This is a genomic window from Enterococcus sp. DIV1726a (genome assembly GCF_051710985.1).
GTDB lineage: Bacteria > Bacillota > Bacilli > Lactobacillales > Enterococcaceae > Enterococcus_B > Enterococcus_B hirae.
Window position 1 is genome coordinate 1,378,677 of the sequence record NZ_JBIOLS010000001.1, and the last position, 20,139, is coordinate 1,398,815.

General features: G+C 34.4%; 18 protein-coding genes and 1 pseudogene. 6 read left to right on the forward strand and 13 right to left on the reverse strand.

All coding sequences use genetic code 11. The features are described from left to right. Positions 1 to 72: 72 nt before the first annotated feature. Entirely contained in the window at positions 73 to 2,121 is a 2,049-nt protein-coding gene (locus IGJ27_RS06215; RefSeq protein WP_178305971.1) for a hypothetical protein, read from the forward strand. A 514-nt stretch (positions 2,122 to 2,635) separates the two neighbouring features. After that, a complete protein-coding gene (locus IGJ27_RS06220) occupies positions 2,636 to 3,622 on the forward strand; it encodes a hypothetical protein (RefSeq protein WP_178305970.1) in 987 nt (328 codons plus the stop codon). 810 nt (positions 3,623 to 4,432) lie between these two features. On the opposite strand, the gene IGJ27_RS06225 is transcribed toward IGJ27_RS06220, so the two are convergent. The 9 genes and pseudogenes from IGJ27_RS06225 to IGJ27_RS06265 all read right to left on the reverse strand — a co-directional run bounded on the left by IGJ27_RS06225 (position 4,433) and on the right by IGJ27_RS06265 (position 11,633). Continuing rightward, positions 4,433 to 4,630 carry a hypothetical protein gene (locus IGJ27_RS06225; protein WP_123874784.1) on the reverse strand — a complete coding sequence of 66 codons (198 nt, stop codon included), beginning with the start codon at positions 4,628 to 4,630 and terminating at the stop codon, positions 4,433 to 4,435. A 214-nt stretch (positions 4,631 to 4,844) separates the two neighbouring features. Further along, positions 4,845 to 5,552 (reverse strand): hypothetical protein, encoded by a 708-nt coding sequence (locus IGJ27_RS06230; protein ID WP_178305969.1) that lies wholly within the window; start codon positions 5,550 to 5,552, stop codon positions 4,845 to 4,847. Between the two features lie 547 nt (positions 5,553 to 6,099). Then, complete coding sequence (locus tag IGJ27_RS06235; protein ID WP_178305968.1) at positions 6,100 to 6,735, reverse strand: hypothetical protein; 636 nt, start codon at positions 6,733 to 6,735, stop codon at positions 6,100 to 6,102. Between the two features lie 254 nt (positions 6,736 to 6,989). Then, positions 6,990 to 7,103, reverse strand: a pseudogene (gene ldh, locus IGJ27_RS06240) (L-lactate dehydrogenase); the annotation flags it as partial. A 460-nt stretch (positions 7,104 to 7,563) separates the two neighbouring features. Then, positions 7,564 to 8,379, reverse strand: a complete 816-nt coding sequence (locus IGJ27_RS06245) for a hypothetical protein (RefSeq protein ID WP_256733969.1) — start codon at positions 8,377 to 8,379, stop codon at positions 7,564 to 7,566. A gap of 247 nt (positions 8,380 to 8,626) precedes the next feature. Then, entirely contained in the window at positions 8,627 to 9,571 is a 945-nt protein-coding gene (locus IGJ27_RS06250; RefSeq protein WP_063627106.1) for an L-lactate dehydrogenase, read from the reverse strand. Between the two features lie 170 nt (positions 9,572 to 9,741). Then, positions 9,742 to 9,972 carry a hypothetical protein gene (locus tag IGJ27_RS06255; protein WP_010719176.1) on the reverse strand — a complete coding sequence of 77 codons (231 nt, stop codon included), beginning with the start codon at positions 9,970 to 9,972 and terminating at the stop codon, positions 9,742 to 9,744. Positions 9,973 to 10,143: 171 nt separating this feature from the next. Further along, the gene (locus IGJ27_RS06260; RefSeq protein WP_034697939.1) at positions 10,144 to 10,437 is read right to left on the reverse strand and encodes a hypothetical protein; all 294 of its coding nucleotides are present in this window, start codon (positions 10,435 to 10,437) and stop codon (positions 10,144 to 10,146) included. Positions 10,438 to 10,595: 158 nt separating this feature from the next. Beyond that, the gene (locus IGJ27_RS06265; RefSeq protein WP_178305967.1) at positions 10,596 to 11,633 is read right to left on the reverse strand and encodes a Gfo/Idh/MocA family oxidoreductase; all 1,038 of its coding nucleotides are present in this window, start codon (positions 11,631 to 11,633) and stop codon (positions 10,596 to 10,598) included. A 201-nt stretch (positions 11,634 to 11,834) separates the two neighbouring features. Here IGJ27_RS06265 and IGJ27_RS06270 point away from each other — a divergent pair, with 201 nt between their 5' ends. Continuing rightward, positions 11,835 to 12,707, forward strand: coding sequence for a MurR/RpiR family transcriptional regulator (locus IGJ27_RS06270; RefSeq protein WP_178305966.1), 873 nt, complete (start codon positions 11,835 to 11,837; stop codon positions 12,705 to 12,707). 127 nt (positions 12,708 to 12,834) lie between these two features. Here IGJ27_RS06270 and IGJ27_RS06275 read toward each other — a convergent pair whose 3' ends face one another. The 4 genes from IGJ27_RS06275 to IGJ27_RS06290 all read right to left on the reverse strand — a co-directional run bounded on the left by IGJ27_RS06275 (position 12,835) and on the right by IGJ27_RS06290 (position 15,995). Continuing rightward, the gene (locus tag IGJ27_RS06275) at positions 12,835 to 13,413 is read right to left on the reverse strand and encodes an SGNH/GDSL hydrolase family protein (RefSeq protein WP_178305965.1); all 579 of its coding nucleotides are present in this window, start codon (positions 13,411 to 13,413) and stop codon (positions 12,835 to 12,837) included. A gap of 208 nt (positions 13,414 to 13,621) precedes the next feature. Further along, positions 13,622 to 14,236 carry a TetR/AcrR family transcriptional regulator gene (locus tag IGJ27_RS06280; RefSeq protein ID WP_053766029.1) on the reverse strand — a complete coding sequence of 205 codons (615 nt, stop codon included), beginning with the start codon at positions 14,234 to 14,236 and terminating at the stop codon, positions 13,622 to 13,624. Then, positions 14,229 to 14,918 (reverse strand): ABC transporter ATP-binding protein, encoded by a 690-nt coding sequence (locus tag IGJ27_RS06285; protein ID WP_010719170.1) that lies wholly within the window; start codon positions 14,916 to 14,918, stop codon positions 14,229 to 14,231. Before IGJ27_RS06285 ends, IGJ27_RS06280 begins: the two co-directional genes overlap by 8 nt. A 3-nt stretch (positions 14,919 to 14,921) precedes the next feature. Next, positions 14,922 to 15,995, reverse strand: coding sequence for an ABC transporter permease (locus IGJ27_RS06290; RefSeq protein ID WP_178305964.1), 1,074 nt, complete (start codon positions 15,993 to 15,995; stop codon positions 14,922 to 14,924). A 306-nt stretch (positions 15,996 to 16,301) separates the two neighbouring features. On the opposite strand from IGJ27_RS06290, the gene IGJ27_RS06295 reads away from it, so the two are divergent. The 3 genes from IGJ27_RS06295 (at position 16,302) to IGJ27_RS06305 (ending at position 20,139) form a co-directional block, all read left to right on the forward strand. Next, on the forward strand, positions 16,302 to 17,321 hold the full coding sequence (locus tag IGJ27_RS06295) for a tyrosine-type recombinase/integrase (protein ID WP_178305963.1): 1,020 nt from the start codon (positions 16,302 to 16,304) through the stop codon (positions 17,319 to 17,321). A gap of 159 nt (positions 17,322 to 17,480) precedes the next feature. Further along, on the forward strand, positions 17,481 to 19,001 hold the full coding sequence (locus IGJ27_RS06300) for an AMP-binding protein (protein WP_178305962.1): 1,521 nt from the start codon (positions 17,481 to 17,483) through the stop codon (positions 18,999 to 19,001). Between the two features lie 337 nt (positions 19,002 to 19,338). Beyond that, positions 19,339 to 20,139, forward strand: a complete 801-nt coding sequence (locus IGJ27_RS06305) for a hydroxymethylpyrimidine/phosphomethylpyrimidine kinase (protein WP_034697951.1) — start codon at positions 19,339 to 19,341, stop codon at positions 20,137 to 20,139.

Sequence of the window (20,139 nt, forward strand, 5' to 3'; positions counted from 1 at the left end):
AAGGATTATTTCTTGCAGATATTAAACAAATGATCTTTTTAGAAAAACAATAAATAGAAAGGTGTGGTCTCTATGATAGAAAATAACATGAGCAAAGAGGAACTATATAATCATCTGAATTTTTCCAAGGACCAAATCGCAGAAGACCAAAACAAAGAGCCATATGAAAATATTGTGGTGAACGAGCATGTATTTTTGGTTGATATAATTTCAACCTATAGAAATAAATTTTCCCAATTGCCCAATAAGGTAAAATTACCAAGCAAAACAATAGATAATATTCACCAAGGTGATTCAATGGATAAACTATTATGTTTATACCAAGGGAAACTTTATTTCATAGAAAATTTGGATCCACAAAAAGGAGAAAAAAAAGCTTATGTAATTGCTGAAGATGTAGAGTATATAAATGGTGAATTGACGCAAGGAAGTAAAGAAAAGAATAGCTACCAAAATTTAATTGGACCTGTAGAAATGGAGAATAATCCCTCAAAGGACGCTCAATCGTTATTTGTTCATTCACGTGTAGTATACGATATTATAAAAAAGGATAACGAATACAAAAAAGCAAAAAAAGCCGAGAGAGCAGCACGTACAATAACAGAACCAGATGCAACTTACATTGGTGAAAATCTCAAGATAGGAATCCCGCAGCGTACGGCATCCGATCTTAGTGTAAATGTTCAATTAATGGTACATAAAGGCAAACTTTATCAATTGGACACTGAGAGCAGCAAGTCGAAACTCCTCGCAGATAACATAGAAGAGAAAGAAGGGATATATTATAAAAGAAATAGTCAAGGGTTGAGAGTTGATCTGTTCTCGCCTTCCAATGTGACAACGGTTGATACAAATAATTTCATTCAAAGACGTTGGACTCGGGAGGGTAAAAATAGAGATAGAACGGCAACGATGTACGTCGATTCACTTACTTTAAAAGAGATTAATCAGCGACTAAATGGGTTTAAAATGATGGAAGATAGACAACAGATAAAGAGTAAACCATGGATTAAGGTGGATGTTAGAGCATTTTCATCATTATCAATACCAAAAAATCAAAGTCACAATAAACAGAAAGATCTATTTTATTATAAAGTAGGGACCATGAGGGATAAACTATATAAATTAGAGATTGAATCTCAAGATGGTAAGAATGTGAAAATCAAAAATGCTTATTTGCTTGCTGATAAGGATCTCTATAATTCACCAAATGCAAAACATATTGCAGTCCAAGACTGGGATACAAATGTAAAAATAAATTTATTCCTTAAATCAAAGATGTCAAACGGATTTATATGGATAGATAAAGGAGAAGTTGAAAAGAACATCAATTATTTGAATGAGGCCAAGAAACATTTTCCTAGAAATCGTTCTCCTAGAGATTTACATAAACCCCGAGAGCATGAAAACAGAAATGTAAATTCGTGTACACTTTTGTTGAATAAGAACAATTTATATTTAGTTAGTCATAAAGGAAAACAGGCTGTCCTGATTACTGATAATGCACATTTTCAAGACGGCAAGCTCAAATTAGGGGATAAAGTAATTGCAGACAAATTACCAAAGACGTCTAATAAAGATGCCATGATATGGAGTCTCTCTGCTGAAAATGCCACGAAATTCTTAGACATAGCAAATATAAACAACTTCGTTCAAGGTAGAAATTTGATTGATTTGACAACACCCGCAAAAGCATCACACGAACTTGGCGCTAGTAACATCGTTCGAGATAGTAAGTCGTTAGAAGATTTGACAAAGTACAAACAACCATTACCCGAACGACGTACTAGTAACATTGCTCAAGGTGAAAATTCATTAAGCAATTTGATTGATTTGACAACACACGCAAAAGCATCACACGAACCTGGCACTAGTCACATCATTCAAGATAGTAAGTCGTTAGAAGATTTGACAAAGTACAAACAACTATTACCCGAACGAAGTACTAGTAACATTGCTCAAGATGGAAAGTCATTAAGCAATTTGATTGATTTGACAACATCCGCAAAAGCATCACCCAAACTTAATAGAAATACTCAAAGCAACATTCTTGGACACGCTCAAAAGCGTCCTGCACCGCAAACTCCTCAAAAAGGTAGTAATGAAGACCTGTCTAGATAAAATAATCATAGCATTCGGATTTATTAAATAAAAAGATCTACTGATTTTTATTTGCTTTATTTGTTATGTGGTAGCCTTAAAATGGGGAACATCAGTGCAAAGAATTTTATTTCCATTACTATTTATTTAATTTTTGCTATTTTTATGCTGAGCTATTTACTAGAAAATAGAATATTCTAACCGTGTTTAAGGACATCAAAGGCAGTAGTAGCTACTATCTTTGATGTTTTTTTATTAGTTTTTATATAGAATGATTCAACGAATGATCGTTCAAAAATATGTGATTACGTCTTGTATGTAGGTGAATAGACTATCTTCAGATAACAAAATTAGAATCACCGACCTTTTTGTTTTGTCATTTTGAAATAAAAGTTTTATTTAAGCTGAAGTGTAGATATAGAATGGAAAGCGGATAAAAGCTGTTTGTTTCAGTAATTACTTGAAAAACGCAAAGAAAACTAGTACGACTGTAAATAAATGAACTTTTATACAAGGCCATAAAAGGAGAGGGAATATGACGATGAAGAAAAGCGATAAACTATCACCAGAGGAACGATATTTATCTCTGGCATTTTCTGCTGATCAAATCCAAGAACATCAACATTTAACACAGGACAACGGGTTAAGATTTCATCAACAATTTGAGCAGAGAGACGAGAACGACTTTCATGAACAACTACACATGAAACTACCCAAAAAATCGAAAAATACCGAGAAAAATCAGTTATTATATTATGATCATAAAGAGGAGAAGCTTTATAAGATCATTTCAAGCCAGGAAATTGTTAATAAAAAAAAGTCCTACTTAAATTGTCATGGAAAATTGATTACGAGTAACGTTAAATTTAGTGACGGTTCAAGAAAACTAGTCATAGACAATAAACAACAGAATCAAGAAACAACCTTAATTAAATTTGGTCTGGACGAACTGTTTAATAGAAAAAAATCACGGTTTATATGGGTGACAACAGAAAAAGAAAATGAACTAATAAATATAGTTGGTTCTTTAAACGATAAAGACCAGGAACATCACCAAAATGATGGAGAGGTACAACATACTGATCACTCAAAACGTAAACTTCAGGAATGGCTGAGTAAAAATGAACCGGTAGTATATTATCCATTAGATGCTAAAAACAAGAGCGGTTATGACAAAGACGAGCCATTACTCTATTTTGGGAACAATAACCTATATAAGGTTGATCATGAAAAGGGGCGGGCGACCCTAATTGCTGAAGGAGTGCAGGAAATTAATCGAAGTTTTGTATGGAACAATGTGGCACTTCTAAAAAATTTACCGAAAGAATGTGGGGAAAATCAAGCCGTAAGAGTCGATGAAAAATGTTTAGAATCGATTCGAAAAGTAGTGGATATAGTTAAAAGAAAACAAGTTTTGGAAAATAAACTAGAAAACAATATTGAACAAGCTAAGGCAAGATATGCACAAACATCTCCCAGTTTAACTTTGGCATCAGCAAACCATACTAATATAGACAGATAAAAAACTAATGTTCCTCGATTATAGTATTTCTTTAAAAATTAAGTTGAATTGTTGCACAATAATGATGCAAATGGATTCTTAATATAGCATGAATGATTGCTATAAATCATAGTCTTATTTAACAGTCTATAACCCCATATAATCGTTCTTACACTTTAAAGGTATATTAATCAACTGATAAAACACTACTTTCTAGGATACATCTATCAATCATTGCTCTAACAAAATATGGATAGATAAATTCACATCAAAATCTATTTTTGGTGTGAATGATTTCTAGATAGCTTTAATTCTAAATGGTTTATGCATGCGTATATATATAACTGATTAGTTGAACAAGAAAAGAATCGTTTTTATACTATCTGGTAAAAAGAAATAGAATAAATAGCAAGAAGAGAGGGTTTGCGGATTTTTAAAGGAAGGAGATAAAAATTTTATATTTTAGTTTACATAATATATATTATACAAAGTAGATTCAAAGTGAATTAAACCCCTATCAAACCGAAATCAAACTAAAAAGATAAAAAAATGACTCATTTGAACCGCTGCAAAATTTTAAAATTATTTTGTATTATAAAATATCAATTAAATCGTGTTTGACAAGATTTAAACACGATTTAATTTTTTATCTGTCTATAAAGTCCATATCCATAATTTACAAAATTAGAAACAAAAACTCCACAATATTCACATGTGGCATTCTCTACAATAAAACAATCATAATCTGGACAACACTTTTTTGATCTTTCCACAAAGAGATACATTTTTCCATACTACAATCACAATCTTTACATTTCAATTTCATACAAGTCACTCCTTACTAACGATCAGATCAACAGCACTCTTATAATTCTCGATCATTTGTTTGTGTTGTTTTGTCATGCGTTTACGTCCGTTAGCAATCAAACCAGCGACATAACAACCTGAATCATTACAACACTCGTCTAAGACCGCTAATGACACCGATACTTGTTTTTCTACCCAGTTTTTAGTTCTATAAAGCGTCATTAGGAATTTCAATGAGAGATTTCTTTGATTTTGAACTGTACAATGAAGAATTATTAAACAAAATCCATCTGACAACTTTAATTTAGAGAATAAATCTAATTTGACAGTTTTACCGAAGAAATAATAAAAAGAGTAAAAGAAAAAATAAAGAAAGAGCAACTAGACATACAGATTAGTCGCTCTTTCTTTATTTTTTATTGTTTATGTATGAATTCTATCTTTCTACGAAAGAACCTTCTGATTTTTCTTTGGAAGGGTTTTTATTGATTACTTTATCCTGTTTGTTTTCGGAAAGTTTCTCGACTTTCCTCATAGCTCTGATTTCGTCAAACTTTTTTGATTGATTTCGCATTTTTTCAATGTTATCGTCATGATCAGGTTGTATTGGACCAGGTCCATTTATCCAAACACGTTGCGTTTCATTGAATAGAGAAAAAAGTTTTACCCACGCTTTATTTTCTTTAGACAATTCTTTTTTTGAGTTTGAGTTATCTTGGTAAGACAGTCCTGCTAGTGCTATTTTAAGAGCGTCTTTATATTGAATTTTTTTTTGAGAAGATAATATTTCTGAAACATCTGATCCTGCTTCTTTAATAAAGTTTTCGTAATTTTCTTTTCGATCTCTAAGAAACAGGCCTTTAAAGTTATCTTTATTTAAATTTTTGTGCATTTCGTTCATTTCCTGAAGCAACATTTTTAAACGTTTACTATGTTGGTCGTCTCCAAGCGTTTCTATCTTGTTTAAGACATCTAAGTTTGTTTTTTTATTTCTAGAAAAAATATTGCTTGATACTATTGGACGATTCCCACCATTTTGTTGCAAAAATTGATTTATACGATTTTCGATATCTTGTTCGTTAACAGGATTTGCAGTTTGAGATTCTTGTTCGCTAACAGGATTTGTAGGTTGTAATTCTTTCATTTTTTTCTTCCTTTATTTTTATTTGTAATTTTAAATAAGAAAAACCAATAATGGGGTTTCTTGTTTTCCCCTGAATTAGAAAAATTAACATAAAATTAAATCCCTGCCGATCTAAATGAAACAAAAAATGTATCGTATTTCTGATATAGCATTTCTCTATTATACACTGTAGGGATCAGTGCACCACTATTATACAAGTAGCGAGTCACTAAAAATTGATTACATTGTATACATTATGCCAAGTAGATCCTTAACATAATAAAAATTCACTCTGTTGTTCGTCCACATTCTGCCTTTTTTTAGAATCATTTTCATCTATAATTTTTTCATATTCGTTTTTTCCAGAAACATATCCACCGTCTGCTCTATGTAATATCCCCTCATATAAAATCAAAGATACATGATCAACGTGATACAGAATCCGGCCCACGCCCTTCAAGTGCGTTTGGTTGATTCATACGGCGCTGATGACGTTTAAATTTAAATCATCTTCTTAAATTTTTACATTATTTTTTCAATTGTTTATCTCATCAACCGACCATGCAGGTTATCTATTGATATTAGATCCAGTAGTTTTATCAATATTGTGTCTTGTCTCGGGCGTGACATTTGTAATAATGCCTGCTCGTCCATTCAAATGATACAGAGATTTATTTATCATAACGGACTGAGAATTCCCGCTGCTCAAGATATTGTCAGTCTCTAAAACATTTGCTAAATTTTGTACACTCTTTCTTTCCGCTGACTTGCGGATAAGTTCATTTAAAAAAGATTTGTAATGGCTGTTAGTTTGGGGATTAGGTTGTGTTTTTTCAAATTGTATCTCTAATGAATCATTGTCATTTTTTGTTGACTTACTAATTCGTTCATGTTGGCGATCATTTTGTGAATCGTCAGAACTTAAAGTGGTGACCCATCCAGTATCTTCATCAATGTCAAAATTATTCTTTTTAAGGGACTTTCCTTTATTATTTAGAGGCTGAGACTGATCTTCTTGTTTCTCCGAAGAGCTTAATTGAGACTGAATGATAGTTGAATAAATAGTTGTTTCCGGTTTCTGTTTGAATTTTCCTTCAGGCAAGCCTACCAGCTCTGCATCTATCATCTTCGATTGATCTTTGGCTAAAGTATTTTTCTGCCCATCAGATATGCTTCTTAACTCCTGAGTATTGTGCTTTTCCATATACTATCTCCTTTCATTCATTTATTTATTTAGTAATTTTACCAGTCATCTTTTATTCTTTTAAAGCTGATTCTGCTCTAAATCAATCACCTCCTTCATTTTTTTCTTGTTGTTTCAAAGCATTTCCCAAAAAATTTACCTAATATGCTACCATTTTATTACAATTCACTTTCTACTAAAGAACTATTTTTTCTAAAAAAAAATTAAAAAGGAAAACGAGCAAAACGCTCATTCTCCTTTTTATTTTCATTCAATTATCTCACGGTGTTTAATACGTTTCTTAATTCATTGACAGATTGTTTAAACATTTGTTCTTCTTCTGGTGTAATTGATAATTCAATAACTTCTCTTACACCCTTCTCTTCTATATATTATGCTAAGTAGTTTCTTTTTTTCTTATTTATGTATGAAGTCTATCTTCCAGCTCTAGGTGGTCTATCCATATTAGGGGTAGAACGCGGCAATGGAGCAGGTGGTTTTGGGACTCCCATAGCGCTATCTTTTATTTGTTCAAACGCCCGAGGTGGTAAAGTTGGAGCTGGCTTCATATATCGAAGTACACTACTTCGAAATGGCGAAGGTGGAACTGGTGAAGGTTGAGCTGGCTCCATATCCTGATGTAGTGAAGCAGGTACTCCTTGTTTAGACTGTGCATTTTTCTTTTTTTATGTTGGATCTTCTGTATAGATATTTTCTCTTGGCATTAAATTTCTTCCTTTCCTTTTATGTCTTGAATTATAAACGAAAAAAACGATAAGTAGATGTTAGTTCTTTTGTACAATTCTCTGCTATAAACCTGAGCAGTTATTTTTTGGTTATACAGTAAATCTATCTCGCATGGGACCTATTGCTATTATTCAAATCATTTGAAGAAGAAATAGTATTTTGATTTATATTTCTCGTTTTATCTTTTAAATCTTTAAAAGTACACTGTGCATTTTTAATAGTACGTGGTAATGGAATAGGCTTTTTGTTTTGAGGAATTTTAGTACCTAAAAAAGTGCCCCATCCAGTATTTTCATTCACCCCAAGCAGCCTTCCTGCGGAGTTCTCAACAATAATTAGTTTACTATAACGTGGTGCTGGAATAGGATGTCCAGATAAATGTGACGATGTAGCTAAATTTTGTTCACTCTTTTTTTCCGCTGCCTTGCGGATAAGTTCATTAAAAAAAGATTTGTAATTGCTGTAAGTTTGAGGATTAGGTTGTGTTTTTTCAAATTGTATCTCTAATGAATCATTGTCATTTTTTGTTGACTTACTAATTCGTTCATGTTGGCGATCATTTTGTGAATCGTCAGAACTTAAAGTGGTGACCCATCCAGTATCTTCATCAATGTCAAAATTATTCTTTTTAAGGGACTTTCCTTTATTATTTAGAGGCTGAGACTGATCTTCTTGTTTCTCCGAAGAGCTTAATTGAGACTGAATGATAGTTGAATAAATAGTTGTTTCCGGTTTCTGTTTGAATTTTCCTTCAGGCAAGCCTACCAGCTCTGCATATATCATCTCCGATTGATCTTTGCCAAAAGTATTTTGTTGTCTATCAGATACGGTTTGCTCTGTATGTATAGAGTGAATATCTTGTTGAACTGCAGATTCTTCTAATCCGCTTCTTGAGCCCTTAGCATTCTGCTTTTCCATATACTATCTCCTTTCGTTTATTTAGTAATTTTACCAGTCATCTTTTATTCTTTTTAAGCTGATTATGCTCTAAATCAATTACCTCCTTCATTTTTTTCTTGTTGTTTCAAATGCATTTCCAAAAAAATTTACCTAATATGCTATCATTTTATTACAATTCACTTTCTCCTAGAGAATTATTTTTTCTAAAACAAAAATAAAAAGGACAACGAGCAAAACGCTCATTCTCCTTTTTATTTTCATTCAATTATCTCACGGTGTTTAATACGTTTCTTAATTCATTGACAGATTGTTTAAACATTTGTTCCTCTTCTGGTGTAATTGATAATTCAATAACTTCTCTTACACCCTTTTCATCAACGATGGATGGAACACCTGTAAAGATATCTTTCACTCCATATTGACCAGATAAATAAGCAGAAACTGGTAATACAGCTTGTTCATTGTTTAATACAGCCTTGACAATTCGTGCTGTACTCATACCAATTCCATAATAAGTCGCTTTTTTTCGATCGATGATTTCATAGGCAGCATTTTTAACTTTATCAGCAATGATATCTAAGTCTTTTTCTTCGATTCGATGATCTTTTTCGACAAATTCCATGATTGGTTTTCCGCCAACTGTTGTATGGGACCAAGCTGCTACTTCAGAGTCGCCGTGTTCACCTAAAATATAGCCGTGAACGCTACGAGGATCGACAGAAAGTTTCAAGGCAATTTCTTTTCTAAAACGAGTTGTATCTAATGTTGTTCCTGTTCCGATTACTCGAGAAGAAGGTAACCCTGATTCTTTCCACGCAATGCAAGTCAAAATATCTACTGGATTAGAAGCAACAACTAATATTCCGTTGAATCCTGCTCCCATGATTTGTCGAACAATATCCTTCATAATTCCAGCATTTGTTTTCACTAAATCTAAACGAGTTTGTCCTGGTTTTTGGTTGATACCTGCTGTGATTACTACTAGATCGGCATCGCTGCATTCGCTATAATCACCTGACCAAACAGCAACATTCTCTTCGCCCCATGCCATACCATCTAAAAGGTCTAAAGCTTCCCCTTCCGCTTTTTCTTGGTTGACATCGATCAAGACTAATTCATTCGCAATTCCTTGATTGATCATGGCATAAGCAATACTTGTTCCCACAAAGCCTGTTCCAACGATCACTACTTTTCTACTGGTTTTTCTCATGTTGATACACGCTCCTTTTCATCTCATATGTTATTTTCATGAAAATTATAGTTCTGATAGAAACATTTTTCAATATAATGATATTTATAGTTACTATAATATTTTTTTATAGTTATAACAAAAAAACAGATTATTAGTAAACTAACAATCTGTTCAAAGTAAAATAAGATCTATTTCATTCGTTTATATTGGCTTTGCTTAGAAGCACCTTTTGAAGATCCGCTTTTATTTGCAGGCTTATCGGACATTTTTTTACTTAATAACAACATCAAAATAACAAATAGAACGGCTCCACCTAAGAACAAATACATATAATCTGATAAATAAGTCGTGAATAGACTTATGAAATCGGTTTGTCCAAGCACACTCGAATTGATTAACTGTAACCCAAAATTTTCCATATATTACCTCCTAATGTTTAGCTGAGAAAAAATTATTCTCATAAATAAAGCATAATACAAAGAAGGTAAGCGCAGACACCATTTTTTTCTAAAATCGGAAAAATAGTTTTTGGATAAAAAAAGACAGCGTAAAAGCTGTCTTTTTCATAGGATCACTAGCAACTGACAAATCTATTTTTTAGTATCTTTTTTAGATGTCAATTCTTCAAATTTTTCTTTTACTTCTTCCGCTAATTTTTCCACTTCTTTTTCAAAAGCATTCGGTTTCTTTGGTTCTTCCTCTTCAACCGAATTAGAACCAGATAAAGCGACATCTTTGGCTTCACCAGAGTTTGTGCCAGATAACGATTCTTGTTTGTTTTCTGTTTCACCAGAATTTGTCCCTGCTAATGCTACTTCATCATCGGTTTTAGGCGCCATCGAACCTCTTAGACGTTTGCCTTTTTCGCCGTTATAATTTGTCATGAGAATTCCTCCTTACAGTTATTTATTTTATAGTACATAAGAACAAAATAACTGTCAAAACATGAGGTGTCCTCCCCATCATATTTTAATGGTTTTGTTTTTTTGTTTCTCATCAATCTTTGCTTAATCCTTCAGAATGATCATAAACAGCGAATGGTTTATCTGTTTGCTTGCGCTTCTTTTTCCTGGATCTCTTTGATCCCTGTTTCTAAAATGTTCATTTGTAGAAGTGTTTCTTCGTCTTTCACTACTTTTTCGGCTCCGTTTATGAGCGTTTCATAGACGCCCTCATAGACCCGACTATAGTCACCTACTTCAGAAATCACTTTTTCCTCATGGTAGTTTCCATTTTGGTCCATATAGGTAAGTGTGCCGTAGTGTTCTGGTAAATCAATACCAAAATCTTGATGGTCTGGGAAATAAAATAGTTTAAGATGCTCTTCTTGTCGATCTTTTGTCTGTTTTACAAACATCCCTTTCTTCCCATAAACCACAAAACTTGGGCGTTCCTTAATACGAAAATAGCTTGATTTGACAGAGATTTTCATTGTTCCATAATAAAAATCTAAATCGAAATAATCATTCATTCGTCCCGTTCCTAATAATTGGCGCACATCATAGTGGATGTCATCTGGTTCGCCAAAGTAAGAAATTACTTGATCTACTGTGTGACAAGCATGACCATAGAGATAACTATTGACTGTTGAAAATTCCGTTGCCGATTCAGGAACTTCAGGTCTGAAATAATCATAATGCATCTCAATTTCTAAAATATCGCCTAATTTTCCACTTTCCAACACTTTTTGTACGGTCAAGAAATCAGAATCAAAACGACGATTTTGATAACACTGGATAAATAAATCTTTTTGTTTCGCTAGCTCAAATAACTCTTTCGCTTCTGCAGAAGTTTCAGCAAACGGTTTTTCAACCAGGACATTTTTTCCATGCTCTAAGGCTAATTTAGCATATTCATAATGAAATTGGCTCGGTGTCGTAATGACAACTAGTTGGATTCCTGGATCGTTCCATAGATCTTCCAATTGATTGGTGTAATGGATATCCTCAAATGTTTCCCAAGTGGGTTCTGAACGTGAATAGATCGTTTTGATTTTGATCTTATCTTTTAGTTTTCGTGAAAAAGGTAAATGATAGCGGTTGGTACTTTTTCCATTTCCTAGATAGGCAATTGTTAACATACGTTTTCCTCCAATTTTTGTTTTTAACTACTATCAGTATAAATGACCGGTCCCTTTAAAAGTTAATTTGAGCGCAGTTAGAAAAAAATGTTCAAGAAAGTGATCTTTTTAAGTAAATAATCGACAGGTATGTTTAACCTACACAAAAAATAGTAGTCAAAAAGAGGGATATTCAGTAAGATGGATGAGGAAGGTGAGCATATGTTAATCGAAGACCAATTGATACGACAAGAAGCATTTACAACAACAGAAAAAAGAATTGCTGATTATCTCAAAGCAAACAGAGAAACAGCTGTTTATATGACGATCGAGGAATTGGCAAAAGCGACGTATACTTCGCATTCAGCCATAATTCGCTTATGTAAAAAATTGAGTTTTTCTGGTTTTAGAGAATTTCGTTTTGAATTTGGTCGTGAAGTCCATCAGATGAAAGCCCAGTTCAATCAAATCATTGATCCAAACTTTCCTTTTACTGATAAAGATGATAGTCAATCGATCGCTAAAAAAATGGCCGATTTGTCGATCCAATCTATCAAAAAAGCACAGCTTCAATTGGAGAAACAGTCAATTGATGCGATTGCCACAGCATTGAATCAAGCGAATCGCATGTTTATTTTTGCCAAAGGGGATTCTCAAATCACAGCACGCAAATTTCAAAATAAACTAATCAAGATCAATAAATTTTTGATATTAGCTGAAGAGTATAGTGATTCTTCTTGGAATGCAGCTAATTTAACGGAAAAGGATTGTGCCATCTTTCTAACTTATAGTGGAAGGATTCACCATTATGAAAAAATTATGATGCATTTAAACCATGTGGGTGCTAAAACTGTATTGATCACTGGAAATGAACATTCAGAAATGGCAAAACAAGCAACGATGAAACTCATCGTTACGCAAGATGAATTAGATTTTGCTAAAGTGGCAACATTTTCCTCACAAATTGCCTTCGACTATGTTTTAAACACTCTTTATTCCGTGATGTATGCACAAAACTATCAAGAAAACATCCAGAATCTCAAACAAAAACAAGACTTGATCAAAAAAGGTTTGTTGAAGGAATATCGCCATTAGAAAACAGTTGTTTATTACCGTGTGTCAAAGCCAATAGAGCGCGCTTCATTCTTTTTGTCATGATAAAACTTGAAACTAAAAATCTACAGACCGAGTACTGCAAAGATTGAGGTACTCGGTCTGTAGATTATTTTTGTTCTTTTTGCTGGATACATTGTGCAATCAAAGCACCTAGCAAGTGATAGCCTAACTTCGAAGGATGCAACCCATCGTCTTGCAAGTAAAGTGTTGGGTCCTCAAAAGATTTTTCATAATGATAAAAATCAATAAAACTTACTTTGTTCTCATCTGCTACTTCTTTTGCGATCTGAGTATACTCTACTAAGATCTCAGGAATTGTTTGGGTTTTGATCTTTTCATCAACGTAACTAGGCCCTATCAAAATCACTTGGCTATGTTTAAAAAAGTTGATCAATTGTTCCAAGTTTTTTCGATAGGTTTCTTGGTTATCTCTTTGATTGATTGCATCATTAACGCCAACATTAAGAACGACGTAGTCAGCTGTACGTTCATCTTGGGGAAGTTGAGACAATCGTTCAAGGCTGCTTGTCGTTGAATCTCCTCTTTTTCCTAAATTAATGATCTTAAAATCAGCTTGTCCTAAAGCATTTAAGGTCGTTGATAACGCATGGTCCAATGCATGGACGACCTCCCCTTGGTACAATCCAGCAGCAATGCTATCACCAAATAGTATAATTTTCTTCATCTGTGTCATCCCTTTTCTTTTCTTACAATAAAAATTCTATCACGGAGAATCAAAAAGGAAAAATCGTTGCTCTCAACTATAAGAACTTTCTATCGAAGGTTTTTATTTGGTTATCGATGATGACACAAAGAAGTATCGAAGTGTTTTTCTGAATACGGACACTACTTACCAGTTAAAAAGAAACGGCTAACAAATGAATCGAGTGGATTCAAGATTCACTTCGTTCGGTGTTCAAACCTCTTTGCAGCCATTTTACCTTGTAACGATAATCTTGCAACAACTCATCAGTAGTCCAGTCATTCGCAATGTAATCCGTCAATGAATTGATCACAAGGTCCATGACGAAATATAAAAAGCTAATTGCTTCTTCTTCCGAAGTAATGTGAAAACCATTTGCCTTCAGTAACTTAAACCATTCCTTTAATCTTCCTGATTCAGCAGAAGGCTTGGTTCTTTGGTGATTGGTAAAATCATCACTTCTCGTTAAAAAGCGGATGGCCTGCCAATAACTACTTTTTTGTTCCAGTTCACTACACCACGCAAGGTAATTTTCAATTCCTTGAAAAAAGTCTTGCTTGTTTTGACTGATATATTTCAGAATATCTCGATGGATTTGAATCGAATAATACTGGATCGTGTAGGTATAGGCATCTTCCAAGTCTTCGAAGTACTTATAAAAGGCCCCTCTTGACATAGCCATATCTTCGACAATATCTGCAACTTTTACTTGGCTAATATGTCGAGCTGAAAAATTTTCAAGTAAAATTTCAATAAGCCGTTGTTTCTTCTCATTCGGCAGATTAAGAAATGTCGATTTAGGCATCCCATCCCTCCGTTTCTTCGATCAAATCACCATCTTTCATTCGGTAGACACGATCGCTCCATTTGATCATCCGAGCATCATGTGTAACCATGACTGTTGCTTTTTGTTTTTCATGTGCTTCTTTGACAAGTAACTTGACTACTTCAAAGGCATGATCTGTATCTAAGCTAGCGGTAGGCTCATCTGCTAAGATCAAACTAGGGTCATTGAACAACGCACGAGCAATCGCTACACGTTGTCTTTCCCCACCAGATAAATCTCGAGGATAGCTTTCTTTTAGATCATAAATATCTAATGATTTCAATAAGTCATCAATCACTGTTTCGTTTTGTTTCTGATGGCTGACTCGATCAACTAAATAAAATTGTTCTTTGACCTTTAAAAATGGAATCAAATTAGAACTTTGTAAAATAAACCCAATTTCTTTAAAACGTAAATCGGCTCTTTTTTTCTCAGATAAATCGGAAAAAGACTGACCATTAATGGTGATTTCTCCAGAAGTAGGTGTTTGCAGCCCACCGGAAATGGTTAAGAAAGTACTCTTTCCTGAACCAGAGGGACCGATGATGCTGACAAATTCTCCTTGTTTGACATTAAAATTAATTCCTTTTAGTGCAGTCACTTCGGTATGTCCACTACCAAAAGTCTTGACGATATTTTTCATCGTTAAAATATTCTTCATTTTTTACCCTCCTATGGCGGTGATTGGGTCCACTTTTGTGATCGTGCGTATTGAGAAGACGCCGCCTACAACTGCTACAACGAGTAAGACCCCACTATATAGCAACCATTGTGTCCAGAAAATAGCGAATGGCATCGCACTTGGTAAAAACAAGCTAGTTAGATAAGCAGCTAGAACTGCTAAGGCGACACCAATGACTCCAATAACAAATGACTGTGCAATCAATGATTTAGCAATAAATGAATTGCGAATCCCTTGAGCTTTCATTACGCCAAAGATCGCTGTTTTTTGTAAAGTGATGACATACATAAAAATGCCAACTACTGCTGCTACGACAAGAAACAAGAAGTAAACCATTGCATTTAGTGTCATATTTTGTGCAGAATAACCTGGAAGACTTTCAATAAAATCAGGAATTGTCAGTTTTTGTAAATCTTTTGATGCGCCATCTTTATCAATTACAGCTGATTGTTTGGTCACGATCGCATTGATCGGCTTTTTGTCATCTGAAGCAAACGGTTGGGCTCCATATTTTAATTGTGTCCAAGTTTCTAGATCTGTATAGATGACTGGTGAGACCGTATAATAAGTGGCAGGAAAAATTCCAACGATCGTAAATGCTTGGTCATCGCTACCGATTTTGATTTGATCTCCCAACTTATATTGATCTTGTGCCAGATTTTGGGAGATAATTATTTCATTTTTCTTATCAAACATCCGACCATCTGTGATTTTAGGTAATAAAAAGGCATCGTTAGTCGTACCAAAGACTGTCACATTTTCTTTGTTTTTGCCCTTGATTGCTCCACTGAATAAGCCAATCGGTGCTTTTTCTTTCGCATTTACTTGATCAAGGTCACCTCTTGTCAATTGAGATGCTGCAAACACTTGATTAGCATCTTCGGACAAAACGATTTCTTGAGCACCCCAATCATCAATCGCTTTTTTAAATTCTTCTGCTAATCCACTTGCTAGACCTGATAGCATGAAAACGACATAAGCAATCAAGAACATGATACCGATAATGAGTCCGTATCGTAGTTTTGCGTATTTCATTTCTTTCATTGCTAAAAACATTACTTTCCCTCCTACATTTTCCTTTTTCGATAGTGACATTTTGTCACTATCGAAAAGTATAGCGCAACAGTGACAAAATGTCACTAAACAAAACTCATGAAACAATTCGTTCATACTACAAGATCATTGTCTCTCTGTTTATTGGTTACAGTTTTTCTTATAGTTGGCGATGTTACTATATATATGAATCATGAGCAAATAAACGTTGGTATAAATAGATATCAGTAAAAGGAAATAGAAGAAAAACGAAAAATAAGCTACAATAATAAAATAGAACACCAGTTTGAACAAAAAGGAGGTTCTTTTATGGATCAAAAAACACGAAAACACATTCAAGAAAAGTTAAAACAACGCATCGCACAGCTTCCTCCTATTTTCCAAGAATTTTTAAAAGAAAATCAAAAAAAGCTTTCATTAAGCAGTCGTTATGAATATGCAAAAGATTTTCATTTATTCACGGATTATCTTCACGAAGCTTTAGATCAAGAGATCACGGATGAAGTTATTCTTCGTCTTGAAAAACAAGACTATTTAAATTTTTTAGATAAAGTCTATCAGCATACTCGTTCGTTTCAGACCACAGCTGATCAACAAACAAACCAGTTATTTAAAAATAGCTATTATGGTCTTTCGCGAAAACAATATTCGTTAAATCATTTTCTACGGTTTTTGTATCAAAAAGGGTTATTGACTGAAGAAATATCTCTATTAGGAAAAACGCTTCCTGAAACTACTGCTGCAGCGCCTCGATTCATAGACGCCTCTTTGTTTCAAGACTTTGAACATCTGTTTATTCCTATGAAAGGCTTTAACTCTTCACGAGAAGCACGCTTTGAAAAAAGGAACCGACCAAGAAATTTAGCGATCGCAGCTATTCTTTTATATTGCGGGTTAAAGATCCATGAAGTCGTTGAGTTAAAAAGAAAAGATATTGACTTAAATAAACAAATCATTCATCTTAGCCGTAAAAAAAATCGTCTTAATCAGTCGCCAATTCCCAATGAAGCACTGCCATTCATTAAAAACTATTTAGCAATAACTGATACTGGGACAGGACCTGATTCTTTTGCTTTTCGTTCATCTCATGACCAGCAAATCTCTCCACGGACGATTCGCCAAATACTAAGTAAAATCACTGTATATAAAAATATTTCGCCAGAATTATGTCGTAAAACTTACGGGTACTACGTTTCCCTTTATTTTGATGATCTGGATATCGTCAATTTCCTTTATGGTAATCGTTATATCAATGAACATTCATTTGAAGAAGTCCATCAAAAGATGTTAGAATTCTCTTACAAGGAAATAACAAGTATCAAAAAATGAAATAACGAAATATAATTCATTTTTTCACAAAGAAAGCTGTTTTTTATTTAGGGTTTGTGCTAAGATTATAGCTGAATTTGCAAAGTAAATGATTTAATTCACAAGTTTTTCTTACTTTGCTTACCAACTTGTTTATTAAATGAAATCGGAGTGTGACTTATGGAAACAATCGCTTATTCCCCACTAAATCTTTTTTCTAATTTTCAAGAAGCAGCGAATGCTACACCAGATGTACCAATCATCTTTGACCAACCCTTAGCAGCTTTTCCGGAACTTGGTTTTAAAAGCACTTACAAAGATACCTGTCAACTCGTTTTGACTCGTGCCTATCAATTAGCTCATTTGGGTGTCGGACTTGGTGATAAGGTCATGATCTACAAAAGTTCAGCTTTTGATACTTATTTATTAGCTGTAGCAACAGCTTATCTTGGGGCGGTACCAGCAATGATCTCTTATCACTTCCCTACCCCCACTTTAGAAGTCTTTGTCGACCGTTTAGAAGATCCATTTATCCTTTTTGATGATGAAACGGCTGAACGAGTGGCTGGCATTTCAAATGGATCAAAAGAAAAACAAATTGCTGTTTCTAAACTATTGACTCAACCAGCAGAACCAGTGGCACAAAATCAATTGGGGAACGATGAAATTTCTTATATGACCCATACTTCAGGAACCACAGGTATTCCTAAATTGATTTGTCATTCTGCTCATTCAATGGGCTGGCGCACCAAATGGCAAAAAACTGTCTTTACTAAGATCGCAGAGAAAAAACTTGTGGCTTTCCATATCTCTCCTGTTCATTCTCGCTTCAATATTGGTATTTCTTCATTGATGGCGATGGGCTTTCCAATGATGCCGTTAGCGGATGCTCAAGGGGAAAACGTTGTGGCCATGTTAAAAGAAAATCCACCGATTGCACTTGAAACACATCCAAACAACTTTGTTCAGTGGAGCTTTACAGCGAAAGAATATCCAGAAGCTTTTGCTGGTATTCGTTATTACCATTCCACTTTTGATGCGATCAACAACTCTACTATGGAAACATTCTTACGCACTTCTCCTAATCAAGAAGCTGTTTTCTTACAAGTTTATGGCCAAAGCGAATGCGGACCGATGATTTTAAAAGCTCATACATTAGAGAGTTTAAAAACGAGTAATGCGAGAGACATGGGTGTGGGACTTGGCGACTTAACCAAAGCGCGGATCGCAGATGAAAATGGGAACGTCTTACCTGCTAATACAGATGGACACATCCATTTATTATCAAAAGGTCGTGCATTAACTTATTATAAAGAAGATGCTCGTTTCCAAGAAAATGTTTATGGTGCTTGGTGGGACAGCGGTGATTACGGCAGCATGGATGAACAGGGGCATTTGTTCTTAAAGGATCGTCAAGTGGATTTGATCGATACAATCAATAGCAATTTAGCGATCGAAGATTTCTTGTTAGACTCATTAGAATTTCTATCGGAAGTGGTCATCGTTCGTGATAAAAACAATGCACCACAACCATTGATCTCTCTTGCTCCTAATCACGAAATGGATTGGGATCGTTGGTGGAAACAAGTGCATGAGTTACCTCGATTGAATACGCCGATTATCAGAGATTATGAAGATATCCCACGGACTGCGACAATGAAAGTCCGTCGACTACAAATTGAAAAAGAATTAAAAGCATAATAAACAGAACACTGACGTTATCCTCTTACCTAGCAGGTATAACGTCAGTGTTCTCTTTTGTTTAACCATTTTTCAGTTGTTAAAATTGTAGGAATGACAAAAAAAGATTCAATTTATTGATAATAATATCTAATGAAGTTGTTCATTTGAGTATGCATAGCTTATGTTTTCTTCTAGCTGTTAAGTTGCCAACAATACAGTGTACTTGTTTCATTCAGATGATAGATAAATTTTGGTGATCTAAAGACTACGCAAAATTGGATGACATAAAAATATGCCAATTGGCTGTTTTCTTTTCTAACAACTTTCGTTATACTCTTTTCGTGGAGGGAAAACAATGAGAAAAATACTTACAATTGGTGGTTCTGACCCTTTTGCCGGTGGAGGAATTCAATCCGATTTGAAAACTTTTGAGAATTTTCAACTTTTTGGAATGAGCGCGCTCACCTGTGTAGGCATGTTAGACGAAAACAACGCATTCCTCTTAGAAAATCTACCTGCTAAGTGGTTGGAACAGCAACTTGCTTCGATCCAGAAGATGACAGACTTAGCGGGTATCAAAATTGGCTTATTGCATTCTCTTGAAGCAATCATGATCGTCCGAGATTTTTTAAAAAAGCACCCTCAAATCCCAATCGTTCTTGATCCGGTTTTAGCTTTTAAAGAAACTACTTCATTAGCGAATCAACAGTATATTGAGTGCTTAGTGAAAGAACTCTTCCCCCTTGTTGATCTTGTCACGCCCAATCTTAAAGAAGCGGCTCTCCTTTCTGGAAAGAAAAAAATTTCAAGCATCAATGAAGTGATAGAGACAACCAAATTTATTCATACTTTAGGAAGCAAAGCGGTCGTTGTTAAAGGTGGCTCTGGGATCCATGGCGATGAAGCAATCGATGTTTTGTACAGTCATGACGGACTAACCACTTTTACAATGGAAAAATTAACACGATCAACGGTGAATGGCGCAGGATGTACCTTTTCTTCTGCTATTACAGCGAATCTCGTCCATGGCTATACGCTCCCACAAGCCATTCAACGAAGTAAAACTTACGTTTATCAATGTATTTTAAACGGTGTTGAAATGAATGATCAAACGGGCAGTGTCTGGTCTGGCGGTAACATCAAAGGAGGGATTTAA